Below are 21,820 nucleotides of genomic sequence, written 5' to 3'. Positions count from 1 at the left end.
GACATGGCCATCGCCGCCGCCACCGCCGTCGAAGCGGAGAACGCCGAGACGGACACCCCGACATCCCGGTTCGCGTGGATGCGCGCCTTCCGCCGTCCCTGGACCCTCACCGGCATCGTCATCACCGCCGTCTTCTGCATCTTCGGGATCATCGGACCCTGGGTGGCGCCGTACGACCCGTCCGCGGTCAGCAAAGCGACGCTGCAGCCGCCGAGCCCGGAGCACTGGCTCGGCACGACGCAGACCGGGCAGGACGTGCTGTCGCAGATGCTGTACGGCACGCAGATCTCGCTGCTCGTCGGGGTCGGCGCGGCGATCGTCGCGACCGTGCTGTCGGTGCTCGTCGGCCTCGCCGCCGGCTACCTGGGCGGCCTCTCGGACGAACTGCTGTCGCTGCTCGCCAACGTGTTCCTGGTCATTCCCGCCCTGCCCCTGACGGTCATCCTCGCCTCCTACCTGCCGAAGTCGGGATCGCTCGGCATCATCCTGGTCATCTCGATCACGGGATGGGCGTGGGGCGCCCGCGTGCTGCGCGCGCAGACCCTGTCGTTGCGCAAGCGCGACTTCGTCGAGGCGGCGCGGGCGACCGGCGAGCGCACGTCGAGCATCATCTTCCGCGACATCTTCCCCAACCAGATCGCCGTGATCGCCGCCAGCTTCCTCGGGACCGTGACCGGCGCGATCCTCACCCAGGCGAGCCTGGCGTTCCTCGGGCTGACGAACGTGACGGAATGGTCCTGGGGGACCATCCTCTACTGGGCGCAGGTGTCGAGCGCGATGCTGACCGGCTCGTGGTGGTGGTTCGTGCCCGCCGGTCTCGCCATCGCCCTGCTGGGCACCGGGCTCTCGCTGGTCAACTTCGGCATCGACGAGTTCATCAACCCGCGCCTGCGTCAGGCCGGCATCGGCACCAGGAAGGCGCAGAGGGCGCAGGTCCGCGCCCAGCGTGCGAAGGTCGTGCGCGGACCGGCCCGCGTGCGCGGGCAGCGCCCTCCCCACCAGCCGTACGACCCGGTCACCAGCGATGTGATCCTCCGGATCGAGAACCTGCACGTGGACTACGTCGGCGAGAACTCGGTGACGCCCGCGGTCAACGACGTGTCGCTGACGCTGCGCCGCGGCGAGGTGCTGGGCATCGCGGGGGAGTCCGGGTCGGGCAAATCGACCCTGGCCTACGCCATCACGCGGCTGCACAAGCCGCCCGCGCAGATCACAGGCGGCGGCATCTTCTACACGAACACCGACGGGTCGACCACCGACATCCTGCGGATGAGCGACAACGAGCTCCGCGACTTCCGGTGGGACGAGCTCTCGATCGTGTTCCAGTCGGCCATGCACGCGCTCAACCCGGTGCTGACGGTCGGCGCGCAGCTGGACGACGTGCTGCGGGCGCACCGGCCCGAGCTGTCCTCGGCCGATCGCGCGGCCCGCGTCGTCGAACTGCTGGGGCTCGTCGGCATCCAGACCGACCGCGTGAATGCCTACCCGCACGAGCTCTCGGGTGGGATGCGGCAGCGCGCCATGATCGCGGTCGGGCTCGCGCTCGACCCCGAGATCATCGTGATGGACGAGCCGACCACGGCGCTCGACGTCGTCATCCAGCGCCAGATCATCGAGAAGATCATCGAGCTGAAGGACCGCCTGGGGTTCGCGGTCGTCTTCATCACCCACGACCTGTCCCTGCTCATCGAGCTCTCGGACACCATCGCGGTGATGTACGCCGGCCGGGTCGTCGAGCTCGCCGACGCCGACGAGTTCTACCGCAACCCGCGGCACCCGTACAGCCAGGGACTGCTGGCGTCGTTCCCGACGCTGTCCGGGCCGAAGCGCGAGCTCGCCGGCATCCCGGGGTCGCCGCCCGACCTGCGGCAGCTGCCGACGGGATGCGCGTTCGCGCCACGCTGCCCGCTCGCCTTCGACCACTGCGTCGAGGTCGTGCCTCCGCTCATCCCTCTGGCCGGACCCGCCGAGTGGCGGCAGGCCGAGGCCGCCTGCCTCCTCTACGAAGGCGACGGATCGGCGGCCGCCCGGGTGCCGGATGGGATCGCAGAACGGATGGAGGACGCCCGATGACGACGATCGAGACTGCACCCCAGGCGGCATCGCCTTCCGGCGACGACGTGCCGGTGCTCGAGGCACGCCACGTCACCAAGCACTTCACCGTGCACAGCTCGCCGTTCCGTCGCGGTCCGCGCCGCGTCGTCCATGCCGCCGACGACGTGTCGCTCGCCCTCTACGCCGGGCGGATCATGGCGCTCGTCGGCGAGTCCGGATCGGGCAAGTCGACCTTCGCCCGGCTGCTCGCGCAGCTGCACCCGGTGACCTCCGGCGAGATCCTCTACCGCGGCACGCCGGTCCGGGTGAAGGGCGGGGCGTCGTTCCGGGCGCACGTCAGCAAGGTGCAGCTGATCCTGCAGGATCCGTTCGGGTCGTTCAATCCGGTGGCGACGATCGCGCGAACGCTGACCCGCGCGGTCCGCATCCACCATCCGAAAGCCGACGGACCCGCCCAGCGGCGCATCATCGACGACCTGCTGGCCCAGGTGAGCCTGCGGCCCGCACGCCAGTTCACCGAGAAGTACCCGCACGAGCTCTCCGGCGGTCAGCTGCAGCGCATCTCGATCGCGCGGGCGCTCGCCGCCGATCCCGACGTCTTCCTGGCCGACGAGCCGGTGTCGAGCCTGGATGTGTCCATCCGTCTCGGCGTGCTCAACCTGCTCCGCCGGCTGGTGGAGGAACGTGGGGTCGCCCTGCTGTACGTCACGCACGACATCGCCTCGGCCCGCTACTTCGCCGAGGACACCAGCGTGATGTACGCCGGGCAGCTCGTCGAGGCGGGCCCGAGCGAGACCGTGACGCAGAAGGCGGCGCACCCCTACACGCAGCTGCTCATCGCCTCCGCGCCCGACCCCTCCCGGCCCGACGAGGCGCGGCCGCGCGACATCGGTCAGCCGCCCAGCCTAATCGACCCGCCCTCCGGCTGCCGGTTCCACCCGCGCTGCCCGTTCGCGATGGAGCGCTGCCGCACCGACGCGCCGCCCGCCTTCGCCCTCGAGGACGGCCAGTGGGCGAAGTGCTGGCTGTACGCGGACGACGCGGAGGCGGCCGAGCGGAGGGCAGAGAACGCCGTCGCCTACGGGCTGGGCGCCGTGCGCCCGGCCGGCCGCCGCATCCCCACCGGGCCGGACGCCCCCACAGACCCTCGGAAGAGCACAGACGCTCGGACGAACCCAGACGCTCCAGAAACAACCGACACCAAGGGAGACCAGCAATGAATCGCAGAAGGTCCATACGTCGCGCCGCCATCGGCGCGGCTTTGGCCGCCTCGCTCGTCGTGCCGCTCGCCGCCTGCTCGTCGAACGGTTCGGGCTCGGGCGACGGACTGATCCTCAACGTGGCGAGTCAGTCCGACAGCCTCACGCAGTCCTTCAACCCGTACCTGCCGAACACCGCGCAGGGCGCCACCTACACCAACCAGGGTGCCGGCGGCTTCATCTACGAGCCGCTCGTGCAGATCAACAACGTCGACATCGGCCACGACATCCCGTGGCTGGCGAAGTCGTGGGAGTGGAGCGACGAGAACAAGACGCTCACCCTGCACCTGCAGTCGGGCGTGAAGTGGACGGACGGCAAGAAGTTCTCGGCCGACGACGTCGTGTTCACCTACGACCTGCTGAAGAAGTACCCGGCCCTCAACGTGGGCGGCGTCGACTTCGACACCATCACAGCCAAGGACCCCGACACCGTCGTGATGACCTTCGCAGCGCCGTCCGAGACGAAGTTCACCTCCCTGGTCTCGGCCGCGATCGTCTCCAAGCACATCTGGTCGAAGGTGGGCGACCCCACCAAGTACGTCGACAAGAACCCGGTCGGCACGGGGCCGTTCATCCTCGACACCTTCTCGCCGCAGAGCTTCGTGCTCAAGACGAACAAGGACTACTGGCAGACGCCGGCCACGATCGGCGGCATCCGGTTCATCCCCTACAAGGACAACCAGGGCCAGACGAACGCGCTCGTGCAGGGCCAGGCCGACTGGTCGGGCACCTACATCGCCGACGCCGAGAAGACGTACCTGTCGAAGAGCAAGGACAACCACTACTGGGCTCCGGTCGTCGGCTCGGACGGTCTCATCCCCAACCTGGAGAAGTGGCCGCTGAGCGACATCGCCGTGCGCCGCGCGATCAGCCTGGGCGTCGACCGGGCGCAGATCGGTGCGGCGACCGACTCGCCGCCCGCGACGAGCCAGACCGGACTCCCGATGCCCGCCTTCGAGAGCGAGGTCGCAGCCAAGTACAAGAACCTCGACTTCAAGCAGGACAAGCCGGCCGCCGAGAAGCAGCTGACCGACGCCGGCTACACGAAGGGATCGGACGGCTACTACGAGAAGGACGGCAAGAAGGTCGAGTTCTCGGTGAGCTTCCCGGCGTCGTACACCGACATCGCGGCACGCGCCCAGGTTCTCGTGTCGCAGCTGAAGGACCTCGGGATCAAGCTCGACATCGACACCACCTCGGTGAACGACATCAACAAGATCACCGCCGACGGAACCTTCCAGTCGACCATCGGCTACCCGGTCGGTCCTGCGCCCCGCGCGTTCAACATCTACGACTCGATGATGAACCCGAACAAGTACTACCCGCTGGGGCAGGCGACGCCGACGTTCGAGAACATCGAGCGTTTCAACGACCCGGTCGCGAAGGAGCTGTTCACCAAGTACCCGCTGGCGACCACGGACGCGGAGCGGGCACAGATCCTCGAGCAGCTCGAAGGCATCTGGATCGACCAGCTGCCGATGATCGTGATGTTCTACTGGGGCAACTACGGCGACTGGAGCAGCGCGAAGGTCACCGGCTGGCCGAGCGAGGACAACCCCTACTTCGCGCCGTACCCCAACCCGGTGGTGGCGCTGAAGCTGAAGCCGGTCTCCTGACCGGACGTGCACCGTCCGCGGGCGGGCCGGTCACCCGGTCCGCCCGCGGTCTCGCAAGAGAACGAGAGAGATGACGCACAACAAGAACGCACTGGTCGTCGTGAACGGCGACGACATCCACCACGACCTGCTGACGGCCTCCCTGGTGTACCAGCAGCTCGGCATCGAGGCGGGCCTCGTGACGCGACGCGGGATGGGCATGAACCGCTTCGTCGACGCCCGGCCGGAGACGGCCGACGCCGACACCTACCTGCTCTACACGTCCGGCGGCCTCTTCCCGACGGCGCAGCAGCAGGCGCTGTCCGATGCGGTGCGGGCCGGGAAGGGGCTCGTCGGCATCCACGGGGCGAACATCTTGGGCTGGGAGGGGGACGGGCTCGACCCGGCCGACCGGCCCATGTTCGAGCTGCTCGGCAATGGCTACCTCTCCCACGGGCCCGGCCACCACGAGGGCCGGCACACGATCGAGATCGTGGGAGAGCATCCCATCACCGAGGGTATCGCCGACTTCGAGCTGTTCGACGAGTACTACGAGTTCGAGCTCGCGGACGACGACGTGCAGGTGCTCGCGCGCAGGCACCGCGCGGACGGCGTCGAGATCCCTGTGATGTACGCGCGGGAGGCCGGCGCGGGCCGCGTGGTGTATCTGGCACTCGGTCACGACCTGCGCTCGTGGGGCGAACCGCCCGTGCGCGAACTCGTGCGGCGGGCTCTGCTGTGGACGGCGGGGGCGCTGTGAGCGCGCCGGAGACCATCGGCGACCCCGGCATCGGTGCCGCAGGCGCAGGCGCTCGGCCGCTCGCCGTCATGGGCTACACGATCCTGGAGCACGCGCTCGCCGATCTGGAGGGCGCCTTCGACCGGGTGGCCGCCATCGGCTATCTCGGCGTCGAGACCTACGGTCTCGTCGAAGCGTACGGCCCAGAGCGCGTGCGCGTCGCCGCCGCGGCGTCCGGCCTCGCCATCACGAGCGCGCACACGCCGTTCCCGGCGGGCGAGGCCGCAGAGCGGCTGCTGGATGCCGCGCAGGCCCTCGGCGCGCCGACCCTGGTGTGGTCGATGGAGCGCGAGGAGTTCGACTCGCCCGACCGCATCCGCGCGGGCGTGGAGCGGGTCAACGAAGCGGCGGAGAACGCCGCTGCCCGGGGTCTCACCATCGGCTACCACAACCACTTCGCCGAGTTCTCGCAGGTGTTCGACGGACGCCAGGCCTACGACCTCCTCCTCGACCTGCTCGATCCCCGGGTCGTTGTGGAGCTCGACGCCTACTGGGCACGGATGGGCGGCGCCGACCCCGCCGAGGTGCTGACCCGCCTGGGCGACCGCGCACGGCTGGTCCACATCAAGGACGGCCCGGCGGTGAGCTACGAGGACGACGTGATGGTTCCGATCGGCGACGGCGCGATGGACTGGGGACGCATCCTGAGCGCCCCGTCCGGCCTGCGCTGGCACATCGTCGAGCTCGAGCGGCTGAGCGTCGACACCTTCGACGCGCTGGAGCAGTCCTACCGCCACCTCGTCGGTCTCGGCGTCTCGCGCGGGAGCGTCGCCGCATGAGTGCGCGCGTGCTGTTCCTCGGAGGCAACGGGATGATCGGCTCGGCCGCTGCCCGCGAAGCCGTCGCCCGGGGTATCGACCTCACCATCGTCACCCGCTCGGAGCCGCGGCGCACGGTGCCGGAGGGCGTCCGCATCCTGACCGGCGATGTCCGGGACCCCGCCGCGCTGCCGGCGCTGCTCGGGGACGAGCGGTGGGACGCCGTCGTCAACTGGGTGGCCTTCACGCCGAAGGACCTGGACGGGCACGTGGAGTACTTCGGCGAGCGCACCGGCCAGTACGTCTTCATCTCCACGTGCTCCGTGTTCGCGCGTCCGGTGCCGTTGCTGCCGATCACCGAATCCTCCCCGCGGCGGCAGCCCGTCTTCGGGTACGCCAGGGACAAGATCGCATGCGAACTCCTGCTGGAGGACGCCTATCGTGAGCGGGGCTTCCCGCTCACGATCGTCCGCCCGTTCCACACGTACGACGAGACGACCGTGCCGGTGCTCGCCGGCTGGACGGCGATCGAGCGGATGCGCGCGGGCGAACCGGTCGTCGTCCACGGTGACGGCACGTCGCTCTGGACGCTGATGCACTCCAGCGACTTCGCCCGCGCGTTCGTGCCGCTGCTCGGCGAGGGGCACGCGATCGGCGAGAGCGTGAACGTCGTCAGCGGCGACATCCTCACCTGGGACCAGATCCACCTGGAGCTGGCCCGTGCCGCCGGTGTGCGCTCGCCGCTGCTGGTGCACCGCTCGAGTGAGACGATCGGCGAGGAGATCCCCGGGTGGGACGAGGTGCTCGAGCACGACTTCCGGCACACGATGCTGTTCGACACGACGAAGCTGCAGCGGCTGGTTCCCGGCTTCGCGCCGGCGGTGCCGTTCGCCGAGGGGGCACGCCGAGTGGTGCGCCACCACGACGAGCATGCGGGCGCACGCAGCGTCAACGCGGAACTCGCCGCGGCATTCGATCGTCTCGCGGCGCGGTAACGAGTGGTATGAATGAGGCGTGCTATCGGCAGGGAGAGGGTATCGACGTTGACGCAGCCGGAGACTCTCGGTCGGGATGCGGTCGCCGCCATCCGGCCTGACTACCCCGAGCCCCTGTGGATCCAGGTGATCAACCTGATCAACCACGAGATCGCGACCGGCGTGCTGAAGCCGGGCTCGCGCCTCCCTCCGGAGCGGGAGCTGTGCCAGCAGCTGTCGATCTCGCGGGTGACCCTGCGCAAGGCGCTCAGCCAGCTGGTCGAGGACGGCGTGCTCAGCGCCTCCCACGGTCGCGGCTGGTATGTCGCCCAGGCTCCCGCGCCGGGCAAGGACTTCCCGAACAACCTCGAGTCGTTCAGCGAGACCGCGCACCGGATGGGGCTCGCGGCGTCGTCCACCGTGCTGCGCGCTGAGACGAAGGCCGCGACCCTGGACGAGGCGGAGGAGCTGGGCGTCGCACCCGGCACGCCGCTGTTCCACCTGGAGCGGGTCCGCCTGCTGGACGATGTGCCGATCGCCGTCGACGTCACGCGGCTGCCCGCATCCATCGCGCCGTCGCTCGAGGCGGTCGACTTCGCCACCGCATCCTTCTACGAGGCGTTGGCGGATGCCGGCATCGAGCCCTTCCGCGCCGATGCGACGATCGAGGCGCGGGAGGCGACAGGGGCTGTCGCGGAGCACCTGGGCCTGGAGCTCGGCAAACCGGTCCTGGTCATGCGACAGGTTGCGGTCGACCAGTCCGAGCGCCCCCTCTTCGTGTCGACCATCACGTACGCCGGCGAGCGCTACCGCCTGCGCACGCACTTCGCGCGCACCCGCTAGCGCGCATCCCCTCCGCTCCTCTCCGCTGCGCAAACGGAGGAGATCCCGGACGATACGGCTCCGCGTGCCTCCGTTCGTGGCGAATCGCCGCGCCGTTCGCCGAGATCTCCTCCCTTTCGGACCGCGATGAAAACGGAGGAGTTCACCGGGCGGCACGCCGCAGGACGCGAGAAACGGAGGAGGTTCGAGGCCGGAAAGGTCCCGAGTACCTCCGTTTCCCGCATCGGGCGGGCGCGGAGTCAGGCGGTGGCGAGCAGCTCCGCGACGGCGGCGTCGTCCGTCCAGGCGCGCGCCCAGTGCCCCTGCTCGGCCGGGCCCGGGTCGTCGGGCGTCACGAGCACGTCGGGCGACCGCCGGTAGCGCTCGGGATCGAGCTCGAAGGCCTCCGAGTGCGGGTCGGGCGCCGCGCGCACCAGCAGCTGCGTGTACGGGTGGATCGGGTTGAGGATGACGTCGCCCGACGGCCCGCGCTCGACCACCCGGCCGTGGCGCATGACCACGATCTGCGTCGAGAAGTGCCGGGCGGTCGCCAGGTCGTGCGTGATATACAGCACCGCGAGATTCCGCTGCCTCTTGAGGTCGTCGAGCAGCTGCAGGATCTCCAGCCGGATGGAGACGTCCAGCATCGACACCGGCTCGTCTGCGATCAGCACCTCGGGCTGCGGGGCGAGCGCCCGCGCGATCGCGATGCGCTGACGCTGGCCGCCCGAGAGCTCGTGCGGGTACTTGGCCAGGATCTCGGCCGCCGGCCCCAGGTTGACCGAGTCGAGCAGCCGACGCAGCTCGCGCTCCTCCTCCGCGCGGGTGCGGACGATCCCGTGGATGCGCAGCGGCCGCACCAGCTGGTGGCGGATCGGCAGCGACGGATTGAGCGAGGAGAACGGGTCCTGGAACACCATCTGTACGCGCTTGCGGTACCGCTTGGTGGCGCGGTGGCCGGAGCCGATGCGCTCGCCGTCGAGTGTGATGTCGCCGGCGGTCGGGTCGACGAGCCGGATGAGCATCTTGGCGATGGTCGACTTGCCGCTGCCCGACTCGCCGACGAGCGCGACCGACTCCCCGGGACGCACGACGAGCGAGACGTCGTCGACCGCTTTCAGGATGTGCGGGCGCAGGCCGCTCCCGCGGATCTGGTAGTCCTTGGCCAGATGGAGCGCTTCGAGCGTCGTCATGCGAGCGCCTCCTCTCCTCGTTCGATGTCGACATAGCGCGTGCCCGTGAGCGGCACGTCGCCGCGGAGGCTGGGGAAGGACCGCAGCAGGTGCCGGGTGTACTCGTGGCCGGCGCCGTCGAGCAGAGCCTGCGGGGTGTTCTCCTCCACGAGCCGGCCGGACAGCATGACGCCGACCCGGTCGCTGATCTCGAGCAGGAGACCGAGGTCGTGGGTGATGAACAGCACGGCGAAGCCGAACTCGCTGCGCAGGCGGTCGATCTCCTCCAGGATGTTGCGCTGCACCACCACGTCGAGCGCGGTCGTAGGCTCGTCCATGATGATCAGCCGGGGCCGCAGGGCCAGCGCCATGGCGATCATGACGCGCTGACGCATCCCGCCGCTCAGCTCATGGGGGTAGCTCTTCAGCCGGTCGACCGGGATGCCGACGGTGCGGAGCAGCTCGGCGGCCCGCTCCCGGCGCTCCGAGCGGCTCAGCCCCGCGCGGTGGTCCACGAAGACGTCCTCGATCTGCGAGCCGATCCTGTGCACGGGGTTGAGCGCGTTCATGGCGCCCTGGAAGACCATCGAGATCTCCTGCCAGCGGAAGGCGCGCAGCTCGCGGCCGTCGAGGCCGAGGATGTCGGTCGTCCCGCCGTCCTCGCGGCGCCACTCGATGGAGCCGCCGCTGATCTGGGCGGGCGGTTGCAGCAGCCGCGTCACCGTGTAGGCGAGTGTCGACTTGCCGCAGCCCGATTCGCCTGCCAGGCCGACGATCTCGCCGGGGTGGATGTCGAGCGAGACGCCGTCGACGGCCCGCACCGGCCGGTCCGTGGCGTAGTCGACGGTCAGGTCGTGGATGCGCAGCAGCGGGTCGCTCATGCGGCGGCTCCCTTCGTTGCGGTGGAGCGGGAACGCGAGCGCTTGGCGATGGCCGCCGTCCGCAGGCGCGGGTTGATCCGCTCGTCGATCGAGAAGTTGATCAGGCCGAGGGCCGCGCCGAGGATGGCGATGCACAGCCCGGGCGGCACGAACCACCACCAGGCGCCGAGCGTGATCGCCTGGGCGTTCTGGGCGAAGAACAGGATGCTGCCCCAGCTCTTGCCGCCCGGCGCGCCGAGCCCGAGGAAGGAGAGCCCCGCTTCGGCGAGGATCGCGCCGAGGGCGCCGAAGACGAACTGGCTGGCGATGATCGGCATGAGGTTCGGGAGGATCTCGCGCAGCATGATGCGCCAGCTGGACTCGCTGGCGACGCGCGCAGCATCCACGTAGTCGCGGGAGCGCACCGAGAGCGTCTGCGCTCGGAGCACGCGGGCCGCGCCCGCCCACGACACCAGTGCGATCACGATGGCGATCACGACGATGTCGCGCGACTCCACGTAGTCGGTCACGATGATGAGGAGAGGCAGCCCGGGGATGACCAGGAAGACGTTGCTGATGAGCGACGACAGGTTGTCCCAGAACCCGCCGAGGAACGCGCCGCCGATGCCGAACAGCATCGAGAGCACGACCGTGATCGCTCCGGCGACGACGCCGATCACGACCGAGCCCGTCGTTCCCGCGTAGACCTGCGCGAAGACATCCTGGCCTATGTTGGTCGTGCCGAACCAGTGGTCCGCGCTGGGCGGCTGGAGCCCGACCGGGCTGGACTGATTGGGGTTCGGCACGAGGAACGGGGCGGTCAGGGCCACCAGCGCGAAGAAGGCGCAGATGGCGATCCCGACCCAGAACTTCCAGCCCCGCGAGGTGCGGCGGCGGTCGCCGCGGCGGGCGCGTCCCGCCGCGCGGAGGAAGCCGGTGCGCGCGGCGGCGGTGTCGTCGTCCGCGTCCGGCTCCGAGCCCGACAGCTCCGGGTCGGCGAGTTCTTGCTGTGTGAAGCTCATGGGGGACTCCTAGTTCGCCAGGCGGGTGCGCGGGTCGATGAAGCCGTAGACGAGGTCGACGACGAGGTTCGCGCCGAGCACGGCCAGGGTGATGATGAGGAACAGCGCCTGCATCAGCGGGTAGTCGTTGTTCTGCACGGCGGTCAGCAGGGTGAAGCCGACGCCCGGGTAGCCGAACACGCTCTCGGTGACCACGGAGCCGTTGACGATGAAGCCGAGCGACATGGCGAATCCGGCGACGCTGGGCAGCAGGGCGTTCCGCATCGCGTACGAGCCGAAGACCCGGCCGGGACGCAGGCCCTTGGCGCGTGCCGTGACCACGTAGTCCTCGGCCATGGTCGACACCATCATGTTGCGGGTGCCGAGCAGCTGGCCCGAGACGGACGCGAGGATGATCGTGATCGCGGGCAGGGCGCCGTAGACGATCACCGAGCCGATGAACTCCGGTGTGAACCCGGGCGCGATGTTCAGGTCGTAGCCGCCGCTCACCGGGAACCAGTGCAGGATCGAGCCGAACACGTAGACGAGCACGAGGGCGAGCCAGAAGTAGGGGATCGCCGAGAAGAACGTGGAGGCCGGCAGGATCGCGTCCGTCCAGGTCCCGCGTCGCCAGCCGAGCCACGAGCCGAAGACCACGCCGATCACGTAGCTGATGACGGTCGCGAGTCCGACCAGCGCGAGCGTCCACGGCAGAGCCTGCATGACGACGTCGATCGCGGGGGTGGGGTAGTAGCTGACGGAGAGGCCGAACTGGCCCGTGAAGATGTTGTGCAGGTACTGGCCGTACTGCACGATCAGCGGATCGTGCGAGACGCCGAACTGCAGTTCGAGGGCGTGCCGGGCTTCCGGCGGCATCGGGGCGACGCCCTGCGTCTTGGCGAGGATGACATCCACCGGGCTGCCCTTGACCAGCCGGGGGAGCAGGAAGTTGAGGGTGATCGCGATCCAGCCCGCGATCAGGTAGAAGCCGAGCTTGTTGAGGTAGTAGCGCATGAGGTGGTCCCGCCGGGTCGGGGCGCGGGGCGGCGGCCGGTCACCGCCGTCCCGCGCCGAGGGGTCACTTGACGGGCTTCAGCGACTTGGCGATGTAGCCGATGTTGCCGGAGAGCCAGTTGGACGGGGTCGCCCACAGGTTGTCCGGTGTGGGCATCCCGGTGAAGTACTGGTCGCGGTAGGTGGTCACCGCGCCGTTCTGGCTGAGGATGATGTACGGCTGGTTCTCGGCGAAGTAGGTGCCGAGCGCCTGGTAGGCGCTGGTCAGCTGCGCCGGGTCGTTGGTGCCGCCCGCCTCGGCGATCAGCTGGTCCACCTTCGGGTCCTGGAAGCGGACGAAGTTGGCGTTGGCCGGCTTGCCGACCGGCGCCGTCTTGGCCGAGTCCAGGCTGTCGCTGAACTGCTGGAAGGGATTCGGGCCGGTCGGGATGCGGTCGTCCAGCAGGTCGAACGAGCCGTTCTGGCGAGCGGTCGAGTAGGCGCCGAGCGACAGCTCCTCCGGGGTGGCCTGCACGCCGATCTTCTGGAAGTCCTGCACCAGCAGCTGGTTGGCGGTGATCGTGTCGGTGTAGCCGGTGACGGTCGTGATCTTCAACTTCACCGGCTGGCCGTCCTTGCCGATCAGGTTGCCGGAGCCGTCGTAGGAGTAGCCGGCGTCGGTGAGGATCTTCTTGGCCTTGTCCACATCCTGGTCGAGGGTCTTGCCCTTGTAGTCGGCCGGGATGTAGGCCTCGTCCCGCGGCTGCAGGAGGCTCGTCGGGTTGGCCGGGGTGTCGGTGCCGCCGAACGCCTGCTTGATGATGGCGTCGCGGTCGATGGACAGGCTCAGCGCCTGACGGAAGGCGAGGTCGTTGAACGGCGCCTTGCTGAGGTTCGGCATCAGCACCTTGATGTCGGCGGGGATCGACGTGTACTTGTTGTACTTCTTGTCCTTGTCGACGAACGACTTCTGGACGTCCTGCAGCGCGATGCCGGCCCAGTCGATCTGACCCGCGTTGAGCGAGTTGAGCGCTGCGGCGTTGCCGGTGGAGGTGACCAGCCGGATGCCGGGGATCGCCGGCTGCCCCTTCTGGTAGTAGTCCTTGTTGGCCGTGAGGGTCACCGACTGCGGCGTGAACTGGCCGAAGTCGAAGGCGCCGGTGCCGATCGGCTTCTGGTTGGTCGTCTTCGCCGGGTCGGAGATGGACGACCAGATGTGCTCCGGCACGATGAAGGTGAGGCCGAGCAGGCGGTACTCGTTGGGGTAGTCCGGCTGGCTGAGCGTGATGGTGACGTGGGTGTCGTCGACGGCCTTCGCCTCGGCGATCTTGAGGCCGTAGAGGTTGAGCTCCGGCTTCTCCTTGAGCAGGGTGTAGGTGTAGGCGACGTCGGCCGCGGTGAACGGCTTGCCGTCCTGCCACTTCACGCCGTCGCGCAGGGTCACGGTGTAGGTGAGGCCGTCGGGCGACACGGTGTACTCGGTGCCGAGCCAGGGCTGCGGCTTCTCGTTCTTGGCGGAGTTGAAGTAGAACAGCGGCTCGTAGACCGCGCCGAGGACGGCGCCGTTCGCACCGTAGGCGACGTCGGCGACGAACGGGTTGAAGTTGTTCGTCAGGTTGCCGGGGTTGCCGGAGTACACGTTCAGGAGGCGGGAGCTGCTGGAGACGCCGCTCCCGGCGCATCCCGTGATGATCAGCGTGGCGGCCGCCACCGTCGCGAGAGCCGCAGCCACTCGCATCTTCATCGACTTGCGTGGTCGCACTGCATTCTCCTCGGGTTCGGGGTGATGGATTGACCGCGAGCATACATAGCGGTCCATAGAGGTAGCAAGAGGTATTTTGTTTCTGGTCTATTACGGGTTTCGGTATAGACCAATGGCGTACCACATGGCTACTATGGCGATCACACCCGTTCCAGCAGGAGGAAATGTGATTCGAGTAGGACTCCTCGGTTCCGGCTTCATCGCCGACACGTACGCGGACGCCCTCCAAGACGTCCGCGGGGCCGAGCTCGTCGCCACCTACTCGCGCGACCTCGCCCGCGCTCAGGCCTTCGCCGAGAAGTGGGGCCCCATCCGGCGTCAGTACGACGACATGGCTGCCCTGTGCGCCGACCCGGAGATCGACCTCGTCGTCATCGCGCTCCCCAACGAGGTGCACGTCGAGGCGGTCCGCATCGCCGCGGCCGCGGGCAAGGGCATCGTGTGCACAAAGCCGCTCGCCCGCACCGGAGCAGAGGCTGCAGAGATCCTCCGCATCGTCCGCGACGCCGGTGTCTGGCACGGCTACGCCGAGAGCTCGGTCTTCTCGCCGAACATCGCGAAGGCCCACCAGATGGTCGTCGCCGGTGCGATCGGCGACCCCCTCACCATGCGGGCGCGGGAGGCGCACTCCGGTCCGCACGCCCCGCACTTCTGGGACGCCGAGACCGCCGGCGGGGGAGCCCTGCTCGATATGGGCTGCCACACGGTCGAGTCCGCACGCCACTTCTTCGGGAAGGACAACCCGGTCACCGAGGTCTTCGCGTGGGGCGCCACGATGGCTCACGCGGACAAGACCACCGGAGAGGACACGGCCATCGCCCTCCTCAAGTTCGCGGGCGGTCAGCTGGCGCAGATCGAGTCGTCGTGGATCGAGAAGGGCGGCATGCAGTTGCGGCACGAGCTCGTCGGCACCGCCGGCCGGCTCGTCACGGACACCTCTCACACGCCCGTCTGGGGATTCATCGAGAACCCCGCCGGCTACCTGGTCGAGAAGGCGGACGCCGAGACGGGATGGGTGTATCCGGTCCCGGAAGAGGCCAGGGCCTACGGCTTCAGCCAGGAGATGCGGCATTTCGTCGAGCGCTTCGCCGAGGGGCGGGAGCCGGATGAGACGTTCGACGACGGCTTCGTCGTCAACTGCATCCTCGACGCCTGCTACGCCTCGATGCGTTCGGGCGTCTGGGAGACGGTGAGCCTCGCGCGATGACGACGACACCGACCACGACGGGCGTCGTCCGGACCGACTACCCGGACCCGCTCTGGATGCAGGCGGCCGACTCGCTGCGCGAGCGGATCGCCTCCGGCTCGCTGCCCGCGGGCGCGCGCCTGCCACCCGAGCGCGAGCTCTGCCTGACGCTCGGGATCAGCCGGGTCACTCTCCGCAAGGCGCTGCAGGCTCTCGTCGAGGACGGCGCGCTCGCGCCGTCGCACGGCCGAGGCTGGTACGTGTCCGGCGAGAGCGATCAGCGCAACGAGTGGCCGAACAGCCTCGAGTCCTTCAGCGAAACGGCCGAGCGGATGGGGCTGGCGGCGAGCTCGCGCGTGCTGCAGGCGAGCGTCGCCCCGTCCACCATCGACGACGCCGAGCTGCTCGGCATCGCCCCGGGCCTCCCGATCTTCCGCCTGGGCCGCGTGCGGATGCTCGGCGGCGTGCCGATCGCCCTCGACTGGGCGCTCATCCCGGCAGCCCTGCTTCCGGACGCCGAGAGCTACGACTTCGAGACCTCCTCGCTGTACGAGGCGCTCACCGAGACCGGCAACGAGCTCGCCAACGCGGAGACGACCATCGAGGCCCGCGAGGCGAGCGCCGACGTCGCCGGCCAGCTCGGCGTCCAGCCCGGAACGCCGACCCTCGTGATGCACCAGGTGGTGCGCAACCGGTCGGAGCGGGCGGTGCTCGCCTCGACCGTGCAGTACGCGGGCGACCGCTATCGCCTGCGCACCTACTTCTCCCGCCACAACAGAACGGAGTCCTGACGTGACCGAAACCGCACCAGCGCCCACCTCGTCGCTCGCAGACGCGGAGACCGACGCCGCCATCGCCGCTGCTCTGGCGAGCCTCCGGCCGGAGGAGGTCGCCGCCTCCCGGGCGATCCTCGAGCGGGAGGGACTGCTCGGGCCCGACGGCCACGTGTCGTACTTCGGGCTGCTGGAGCAGGACAAGCGCACGCTGCTCGCTCCGGGATCGCGGCCCGACGCGCGCCGCTTCCGGGCCATGCTCGTCGACTTCGGCACCGGCGCCTCCCACGACGTCGTCGTCTGCCCGGCCGAGGACCGCCTGGTCTCGGCGGTCGAGCTCGACCCGGCCGACGGGCAGGTGCCCGTCGTGCTCGCCGAGTTCGGGCTGGTCGAGGAGATCGTGCACCAGGACGAGCGGTGGCTGGCGGCCATGGCCAAGCGCGGCCTCACCGACATCTCGACACTGCGCGTGAACCCGCTGTCGGCCGGCGCGCCGGCGACCGACGAGGCCGGCCGCCGCATCCAGCGCTGCTTCACCTTCGTGCAGAAGACGCCCGACGATCTCGGCTGGGCGCATCCCGTCGACGGCGTCACGGTCATGGTGGATGTCGTCACCCGTGAGGTGCTCGATGTCATCGACTACGTCGACCTGCCCGTTCCGCAGGAGGACGGCAACTTCCACCTCCGCGAGTGGGTCGGGAAGCCGGACCGGGCGGGCCTCAAGCCGATCGAGATCACCCAGCCGGAGGGGCCCAGCTTCACCATCGACGAGAACGGCGTGCTGTCCTGGCTCGGCTGGAAGCTGCAGGTGTCGTTCGACCAGCGCGAAGGGCTCGTCTTCCACAACGTCTCGATCGCGGACGACGGCGTTCAGCGCCCGGTGCTGTACCGCGCCTCCATCGCCGAGATGATGGTGCCGTACGGCGACCCGAGCCCCCAGCGCTGGTTCCAGAACTTCTTCGACTGCGGCGAGTACCTGCTCGGCGGCTTCGCGAACTCCCTGGAGCTGGGCTGCGACTGCGTCGGGGACATCACGTACCTGGACGCGACGCTCGCCGACAACGCGGGCAACGTCCGCGTCATCCCGCAGGCGATCTGCATCCACGAGGAGGACGCCGGGATCCTCTGGAAGCACTTCGACAACTGGAACGGTTCGAGCGACTCGCGCCGCAACCGCCGGCTGGTGGTCAGCTTCTTCGTGACCGTCGGCAACTACGACTACGGCTTCTACTGGTACTTCTCGCTCGACGGCAACATCGAGCTGGAGGTGAAGGCGACCGGCGTCGTGTTCACCTCGGCCTACCCCGGCCCCGGCTACGCGTACGCATCGGAGCTGGCACCCGGTCTGGGAGCGCCCTACCACCAGCACCTCTTCTCGGCCCGCCTCGACATGATGGTCGACGGCCTGGAGAACGCGGTCGACGAACTGGAGGCGGTGCTCGTGCCGCGCGGGCCGGAGAACCCCACCGGCACCGGGATCACCCAGACCGTCACGCGCCTGCGCACCGAGAAGGAGGCGCAGCGGATGGCCGACAACGCCAAGAACCGGGTGTGGCTCGTCTCGAACCCGGAAAGGCGGAACCGGCTCGGCGGGAACGTCGGCTACGTGCTGTACCCGGAGGGGAAGCCCGCGCTGCTCGCTGACGAGCTCTCCGACATCCACCAGCGCGCGACCTACTCGGCCAAGCACCTGTGGGTCACTCCCTACGAGCCCGGCGAGCTGTACCCGGCGGGCGACTTCGTCAACATGCACCCGGGAGGTGCCGGCCTGCCGAAGTGGACGGCCGCGGACCGGGACGTCGACGGGGCCGACATCGTGCTCTGGCACACCTTCGGGCTCACGCACTTCCCCCGCATCGAGGACTGGCCGGTGATGCCGGTCGACTCGGCCGGGTTCGCGCTCAAGCCGCACGGCTTCTTCGGCGCCAACCCGACTCTCGACATCCCCGAGTCGGTCGGCGACCACTGCGCGCCCGGCCATCACGGACACGGGGATGCGCACCAGCACGGGCACGAGCACGGAGGTCACGGCGCGTGAGTCTCGGCATCCAGCTGTACAGCGTCCGCGACGACATCGGACAGGACGCGCTCGGCGGCACGCTCGCGCGCCTCGCCGGATACGGCTTCACGCACGTGGAGCCGTACGACATCCTCAGCGACACGGCGGGGCTCCGGGCCGGGCTCGACGCGACGGGACTCACCGCCGCGACCGCGCACGCGAAGATCACCGAGCTCGACCGCGACGCCGTCCTCGACGCCGCGGAGAGCCTCGGGATCGGCACGGTCATCGTCCCCTTCGTGCCGCCGGCGAGCATCGCCGACCACGACGGCGTGCTCGCGCTCGCCGACGCGATCAACGCCGTGGTGCCGCTGGCCGCCGAGCGCGGCATCCGCATCGGCTACCACAACCACGACTTCGAGTTCTCGCAGCGCGTGGACGGGCGGACGGCCTACGACGTGCTGGTCGACGCGCTCGACCCCGCGGTCGTGCTGGAGCTCGACACCTACTGGGCGGCCGTCGGCGGCGAGGACGTGCTCGGCCTCATCCCGAGGCTCGGGGACCGGCTGCGGTTCCTCCACGTCAAGGAGGACGGCACCAACCCGTTCGACGTCACCGCGGCGATCGCCGCCAGCCGGTCGCTCGAACTGCCGGTGGTCGAGGTCGTCGTGCACGAGGGGGATGTGTTCCCGCTCGTCGAGCGCAACGCCGCGTTCTTCTCCGAGCGCCTTCCGGCGGTGGACGCATGACCGCCACGGGCGTCGGGATCGTCGGCGCCGGCAACATCTCGGACGAGTACCTGCGCTCGCTCGCGACGTATCCGGATGTGCGGGTGGTCGCCGTCGCGGACCTCGACGCCGGCCGGGCAGCCGCTCAGGCCGAGCGGTACGGCATCGATGCCGCTCCCTCGGTGGCCGACCTGCTCGCCCGCGACGACGTCGAGATCGTGGTCAACCTCACGATCCCGGCCGCGCACGCCGAGGTGGCCCTCGCGGCCATCGCCGCGGGCAAGCACGTCTGGGGCGAGAAGCCGCTCACGCTCGATCTCGCGTCGGCGCGCGCCGTGCTCGATGCAGCGGAGGCCGCGGGAGTCGTCGTCGCCAATGCGCCGGACACCATCCTGGGCGAGGGCATCCAGAACGCGCAGCGACTGCTGCTCGACGGTGCGATCGGCGAGCCCCGGACGCTCCTCACGCTGATGCAGGGCCCCGGCCCGGATGCGTGGCACCCGCGTCCGCAGTTCCTCTTCGCCCGGGGCGCCGGTCCGCTGTTCGACATCGGCCCGTACTACGTCAGCACGATGATCCAGCTGCTCGGTCCCATCGCGTCCGTGGAGGCGATGGGCCAGCGACCCAGAGCCGAGCGCGTGGTCGGGTCCGGCCCGGACGCCGGCCTGCGTTTCCCCGTCGAGGTCGACACGCACCTGAGCGTGCTCACGCGGTTCGCGTCGGGCGTCGTCGGGACGTCGGTGTACAGCTTCGACTCGCCGCGGCGGCGGCAGGCCTTCGAGATCACCGGATCCGAGGGCGTGCTCGAGGTGCCCGTCAGCGGCTTCGACGGCCCGACGCGACTGCTCGCCGGAGACGACCGGGATCACACGTGGAGCGAGGTCCCGCCGCCCGGGGCGCACCGCGAACGCGGTGTCGGCGTGCTGGAGCTGGCGCGCGCCCTGCGCGACGGCCGGGCTCCTCGCGCCTCCGGCCGGCTCGCGTTCCATGCGCTCGAGGTGATGCTCGCCATCGAGGAGTCGGCCCGCTCGGGTGCTCCCGTGACCGTCGAGAGCACCGCACCGCCCGTCGAACCGCTCCCGCCCGGATGGGACCCGAGTGCGACGACCACACCAACCAGCCCAGCACAGTCAGGGGGATCCCGATGAAGGGGTACATCACGTACGCGTCCGCACGCGCGACGCAGGCGGAGGAGCTCGGCCGGGCGATCCCGCTGATCGCCGACCAGGTCGCTGCCCGCTCCGCGCTCGGTCAGCTGGCCGGGCCCGGGCCGATCTTCGTGGGGATCGGAGCCAGCCTCGCCGCCGCGTGCGCGCCGGTGTGGGAGCTGCGGTCGCGGGGCATCCACTCGCTGCGTCTGGGGGCGGGCGACTACCCGGTGCCCTTCCCGCCGAGCGTGCATCCGATCGTCGGCATCTCGCAGAGCGGCCGCAGCGCGGAGACCCTCGCGGTGCTGGAGTCGGTGCCGCAGGAGCTGCGCTTCGCCGTCGTGAACAGCGAGCCGTCGCCGATCGGGCGCATCGCCTCGACGCTCTCGCTCGGGAACCTGGCCGACAGCTACGCGTCGACGCTCGGCTACACGGCCACCGTCGCCGCGCTCGGGCTGCTGGCGGACTCCTGGGACGGCGGGACCCCGGACGCCGGATGGTGGCGGCTGGCCGAGACGTTCGCCGAGGTGGAGGACCGTCTGACGGCTCCGGTCTCGGCGCTCGCCGAGCTCTTCGCCACCGTGTCGTCGAGCGATTTCGTCGGCGCGGGCCCGGCGGTGGGATCGGCCGAGGCGGGCGCGCTGCTGTTCCGCGAGGTCGCGCGCATCCCGGCGACCGGGATGAGCACCCGGCAGTACCTGCACGGCTCGATGGAGTCGGCGGGCGACGGGGTGCACGTGGTCTTCGGCGACAGCCGGGAGCTCGACCTCGCGACGACGCTGGCGGACGCCGGGCATCACGTGGTGCTTGTCTCGGCGGAGGCCGTCGATGCGTCCCCGACGCTGCACCCGGTGCTGCTGCCCAAACTGCCCGCCGCGCAGCGCGCGGTGCTCGAGGCGCTCGTCATGCAGATCCTCGTCGGAGCGGTCGCCGATGTGCGCGGAGTCGAGATCGAGGAGTTCGTATTCCACAACGCGGACACCAAGGTGTCGGTGGATGCGGGAGGCGCCGCGTGACGGCGTCCCCGCTTCCTGTGATCGTGGGCTTGGATGCCGGAGGCACCAAGCTCGGCGTGCGCGCTGAGACCCTCGACGGCTCTCGCGTCGCCGACGTCGCCCTGCCGGCGGATGAATGGAGCGCATCCCCGGCAGGCGGCGCCGCACGGTGGCTGGACGTGCGCATCCGTCATGTGCTCCCCGAGGGGGCGACCGTCGCAGCCCTGGGCGTCGGCGCCCAGGGACTCGACACGGTCGAGCACGCCCGCGAGCTCCGTGCCGCCCTCGGTGAGCTGGGCTACCGCGCGGCCGTCGTGAACGACGCCGAACTGCTCGTCCCCGCTGCGGGACTCCACGACGGGATCGGCGTGATCGCCGGGACCGGCTCCATCGCGGTCGGTGCCGACGCCTCGGGCCGGACGCTGTTCGCCGGCGGCTGGGGCTGGGTCATCGGCGACGAGGGCGGTGCGCCCGCGATCGTGCGCGAGGCCACCGTCGCCGCGCTCCGCGCCGACGATGAGGGCCTTCCGGACGACGGCCTCCTCGCCGCTCTGGAGCGCGCCTTCGGTGTGTCGTCCGCCCCCGCGCTCGCCCGCGCCGTCAACGACGACCCCACCCCCGAGAGCTGGGGCCCGCGCGCCGTCGCCGTCTTCGCGGCGGCCGATGGCGGCTCCGGTCTGGCCGTGTCCGTGATCGACGGGGCGGGTTCCGCGCTCGCCGCGCTGATCGACCGGCTGGTCTCCCGCGGCGCCACCGGCTCGCACATCGTCGTGGGCGGCAGTGTCTTCGCCCATCAGCCGCGCCTGCTCGCGGCCTTCTCGGGGGCGGTCGCGGCGACGCATCCCGGGTTCACCGTCGTGCCGCTCACGGACGCACCGGTCGCCGGCGCCGTCGAGCTGGCCAGGCGCATCGTGGCGTGAGCCGCGCGCGCATCCCATCGG

General features: G+C 70.0%; 19 protein-coding genes. 14 read left to right on the top strand and 5 right to left on the bottom strand.

Annotation, left to right across the window (positions count from 1 at the left end):
• Positions 1 to 3: 3 nt before the first annotated feature.
• From BLW09_RS13770 to BLW09_RS13740, 7 genes are all read left to right on the top strand, one after another.
• The gene (locus tag BLW09_RS13770; protein WP_089913791.1) at positions 4 to 2,073 is read left to right on the top strand and encodes a dipeptide/oligopeptide/nickel ABC transporter permease/ATP-binding protein; all 2,070 of its coding nucleotides are present in this window, start codon (positions 4 to 6) and stop codon (positions 2,071 to 2,073) included.
• Positions 2,070 to 3,275 carry an ABC transporter ATP-binding protein gene (locus BLW09_RS13765; protein ID WP_089913788.1) on the top strand — a complete coding sequence of 402 codons (1,206 nt, stop codon included), beginning with the start codon at positions 2,070 to 2,072 and terminating at the stop codon, positions 3,273 to 3,275. Before BLW09_RS13770 ends, BLW09_RS13765 begins: the two co-directional genes overlap by 4 nt.
• Entirely contained in the window at positions 3,272 to 4,930 is a 1,659-nt protein-coding gene (locus tag BLW09_RS13760) for an ABC transporter substrate-binding protein (RefSeq protein WP_231946853.1), read from the top strand. The genes BLW09_RS13765 and BLW09_RS13760 overlap by 4 nt, the downstream gene beginning before the upstream one ends.
• 70 nt (positions 4,931 to 5,000) lie before the next feature.
• Positions 5,001 to 5,669, top strand: coding sequence for a ThuA domain-containing protein (locus BLW09_RS13755; RefSeq protein ID WP_089913782.1), 669 nt, complete (start codon positions 5,001 to 5,003; stop codon positions 5,667 to 5,669).
• Positions 5,666 to 6,487: a sugar phosphate isomerase/epimerase family protein gene (locus BLW09_RS13750; protein ID WP_231946852.1), complete on the top strand. Its 822-nt coding sequence runs from the start codon at positions 5,666 to 5,668 to the stop codon at positions 6,485 to 6,487. The genes BLW09_RS13755 and BLW09_RS13750 overlap by 4 nt, the downstream gene beginning before the upstream one ends.
• Positions 6,484 to 7,461, top strand: a complete 978-nt coding sequence (locus BLW09_RS13745; RefSeq protein ID WP_089913780.1) for an NAD-dependent epimerase/dehydratase family protein — start codon at positions 6,484 to 6,486, stop codon at positions 7,459 to 7,461. The genes BLW09_RS13750 and BLW09_RS13745 overlap by 4 nt, the downstream gene beginning before the upstream one ends.
• A gap of 48 nt (positions 7,462 to 7,509) precedes the next feature.
• Positions 7,510 to 8,283 (top strand): GntR family transcriptional regulator, encoded by a 774-nt coding sequence (locus BLW09_RS13740; RefSeq protein WP_089913777.1) that lies wholly within the window; start codon positions 7,510 to 7,512, stop codon positions 8,281 to 8,283.
• Between the two features lie 239 nt (positions 8,284 to 8,522).
• On the opposite strand, the gene BLW09_RS13735 is transcribed toward BLW09_RS13740, so the two are convergent.
• From BLW09_RS13735 to BLW09_RS13715, 5 genes are all read right to left on the bottom strand, one after another.
• Positions 8,523 to 9,455: an ABC transporter ATP-binding protein gene (locus BLW09_RS13735; RefSeq protein WP_089913774.1), complete on the bottom strand. Its 933-nt coding sequence runs from the start codon at positions 9,453 to 9,455 to the stop codon at positions 8,523 to 8,525.
• Complete coding sequence (locus tag BLW09_RS13730; RefSeq protein WP_089913771.1) at positions 9,452 to 10,315, bottom strand: ABC transporter ATP-binding protein; 864 nt, start codon at positions 10,313 to 10,315, stop codon at positions 9,452 to 9,454. Before BLW09_RS13730 ends, BLW09_RS13735 begins: the two co-directional genes overlap by 4 nt.
• Positions 10,312 to 11,316 (bottom strand): ABC transporter permease, encoded by a 1,005-nt coding sequence (locus BLW09_RS13725; RefSeq protein WP_089913768.1) that lies wholly within the window; start codon positions 11,314 to 11,316, stop codon positions 10,312 to 10,314. Before BLW09_RS13725 ends, BLW09_RS13730 begins: the two co-directional genes overlap by 4 nt.
• Before the next feature lie 9 nt (positions 11,317 to 11,325).
• On the bottom strand, positions 11,326 to 12,309 hold the full coding sequence (locus tag BLW09_RS13720; RefSeq protein ID WP_089913765.1) for an ABC transporter permease: 984 nt from the start codon (positions 12,307 to 12,309) through the stop codon (positions 11,326 to 11,328).
• A 64-nt stretch (positions 12,310 to 12,373) separates the two neighbouring features.
• Positions 12,374 to 14,050 (bottom strand): ABC transporter substrate-binding protein, encoded by a 1,677-nt coding sequence (locus BLW09_RS13715; protein WP_231946851.1) that lies wholly within the window; start codon positions 14,048 to 14,050, stop codon positions 12,374 to 12,376.
• 166 nt (positions 14,051 to 14,216) lie between these two features.
• Here BLW09_RS13715 and BLW09_RS13710 point away from each other — a divergent pair, with 166 nt between their 5' ends.
• Genes BLW09_RS13710 through BLW09_RS13680 form a run of 7 tightly spaced genes read left to right on the top strand, consistent with a single transcriptional unit; the run spans position 14,217 to position 21,799 of the window.
• Positions 14,217 to 15,257, top strand: coding sequence for a Gfo/Idh/MocA family protein (locus BLW09_RS13710; RefSeq protein ID WP_089913759.1), 1,041 nt, complete (start codon positions 14,217 to 14,219; stop codon positions 15,255 to 15,257).
• The gene (locus BLW09_RS13705) at positions 15,254 to 16,027 is read left to right on the top strand and encodes a GntR family transcriptional regulator (RefSeq protein ID WP_018189849.1); all 774 of its coding nucleotides are present in this window, start codon (positions 15,254 to 15,256) and stop codon (positions 16,025 to 16,027) included. Before BLW09_RS13710 ends, BLW09_RS13705 begins: the two co-directional genes overlap by 4 nt.
• Before the next feature lies 1 nt (position 16,028).
• Entirely contained in the window at positions 16,029 to 18,047 is a 2,019-nt protein-coding gene (locus BLW09_RS13700; RefSeq protein ID WP_089913756.1) for a primary-amine oxidase, read from the top strand.
• Complete coding sequence (locus BLW09_RS13695) at positions 18,044 to 18,757, top strand: sugar phosphate isomerase/epimerase family protein (RefSeq protein ID WP_089913753.1); 714 nt, start codon at positions 18,044 to 18,046, stop codon at positions 18,755 to 18,757. Before BLW09_RS13700 ends, BLW09_RS13695 begins: the two co-directional genes overlap by 4 nt.
• Complete coding sequence (locus BLW09_RS13690; protein WP_089913750.1) at positions 18,754 to 19,884, top strand: Gfo/Idh/MocA family protein; 1,131 nt, start codon at positions 18,754 to 18,756, stop codon at positions 19,882 to 19,884. The genes BLW09_RS13695 and BLW09_RS13690 overlap by 4 nt, the downstream gene beginning before the upstream one ends.
• Positions 19,881 to 20,900 (top strand): SIS domain-containing protein, encoded by a 1,020-nt coding sequence (locus BLW09_RS13685; RefSeq protein WP_089913747.1) that lies wholly within the window; start codon positions 19,881 to 19,883, stop codon positions 20,898 to 20,900. Before BLW09_RS13690 ends, BLW09_RS13685 begins: the two co-directional genes overlap by 4 nt.
• Positions 20,897 to 21,799: a BadF/BadG/BcrA/BcrD ATPase family protein gene (locus tag BLW09_RS13680; protein WP_231946850.1), complete on the top strand. Its 903-nt coding sequence runs from the start codon at positions 20,897 to 20,899 to the stop codon at positions 21,797 to 21,799. The genes BLW09_RS13685 and BLW09_RS13680 overlap by 4 nt, the downstream gene beginning before the upstream one ends.
• Positions 21,800 to 21,820: the final 21 nt, after the last annotated feature.

This window comes from Leifsonia sp. 21MFCrub1.1 (genome assembly GCF_900107895.1).
In the GTDB taxonomy this organism is placed as follows: Bacteria; Actinomycetota; Actinomycetes; order Actinomycetales; family Microbacteriaceae; genus Leifsonia; species Leifsonia soli.
Note: the sequence above shows the minus strand (reverse complement) of the source record. Positions and strands in the feature narration are given on the sequence as shown.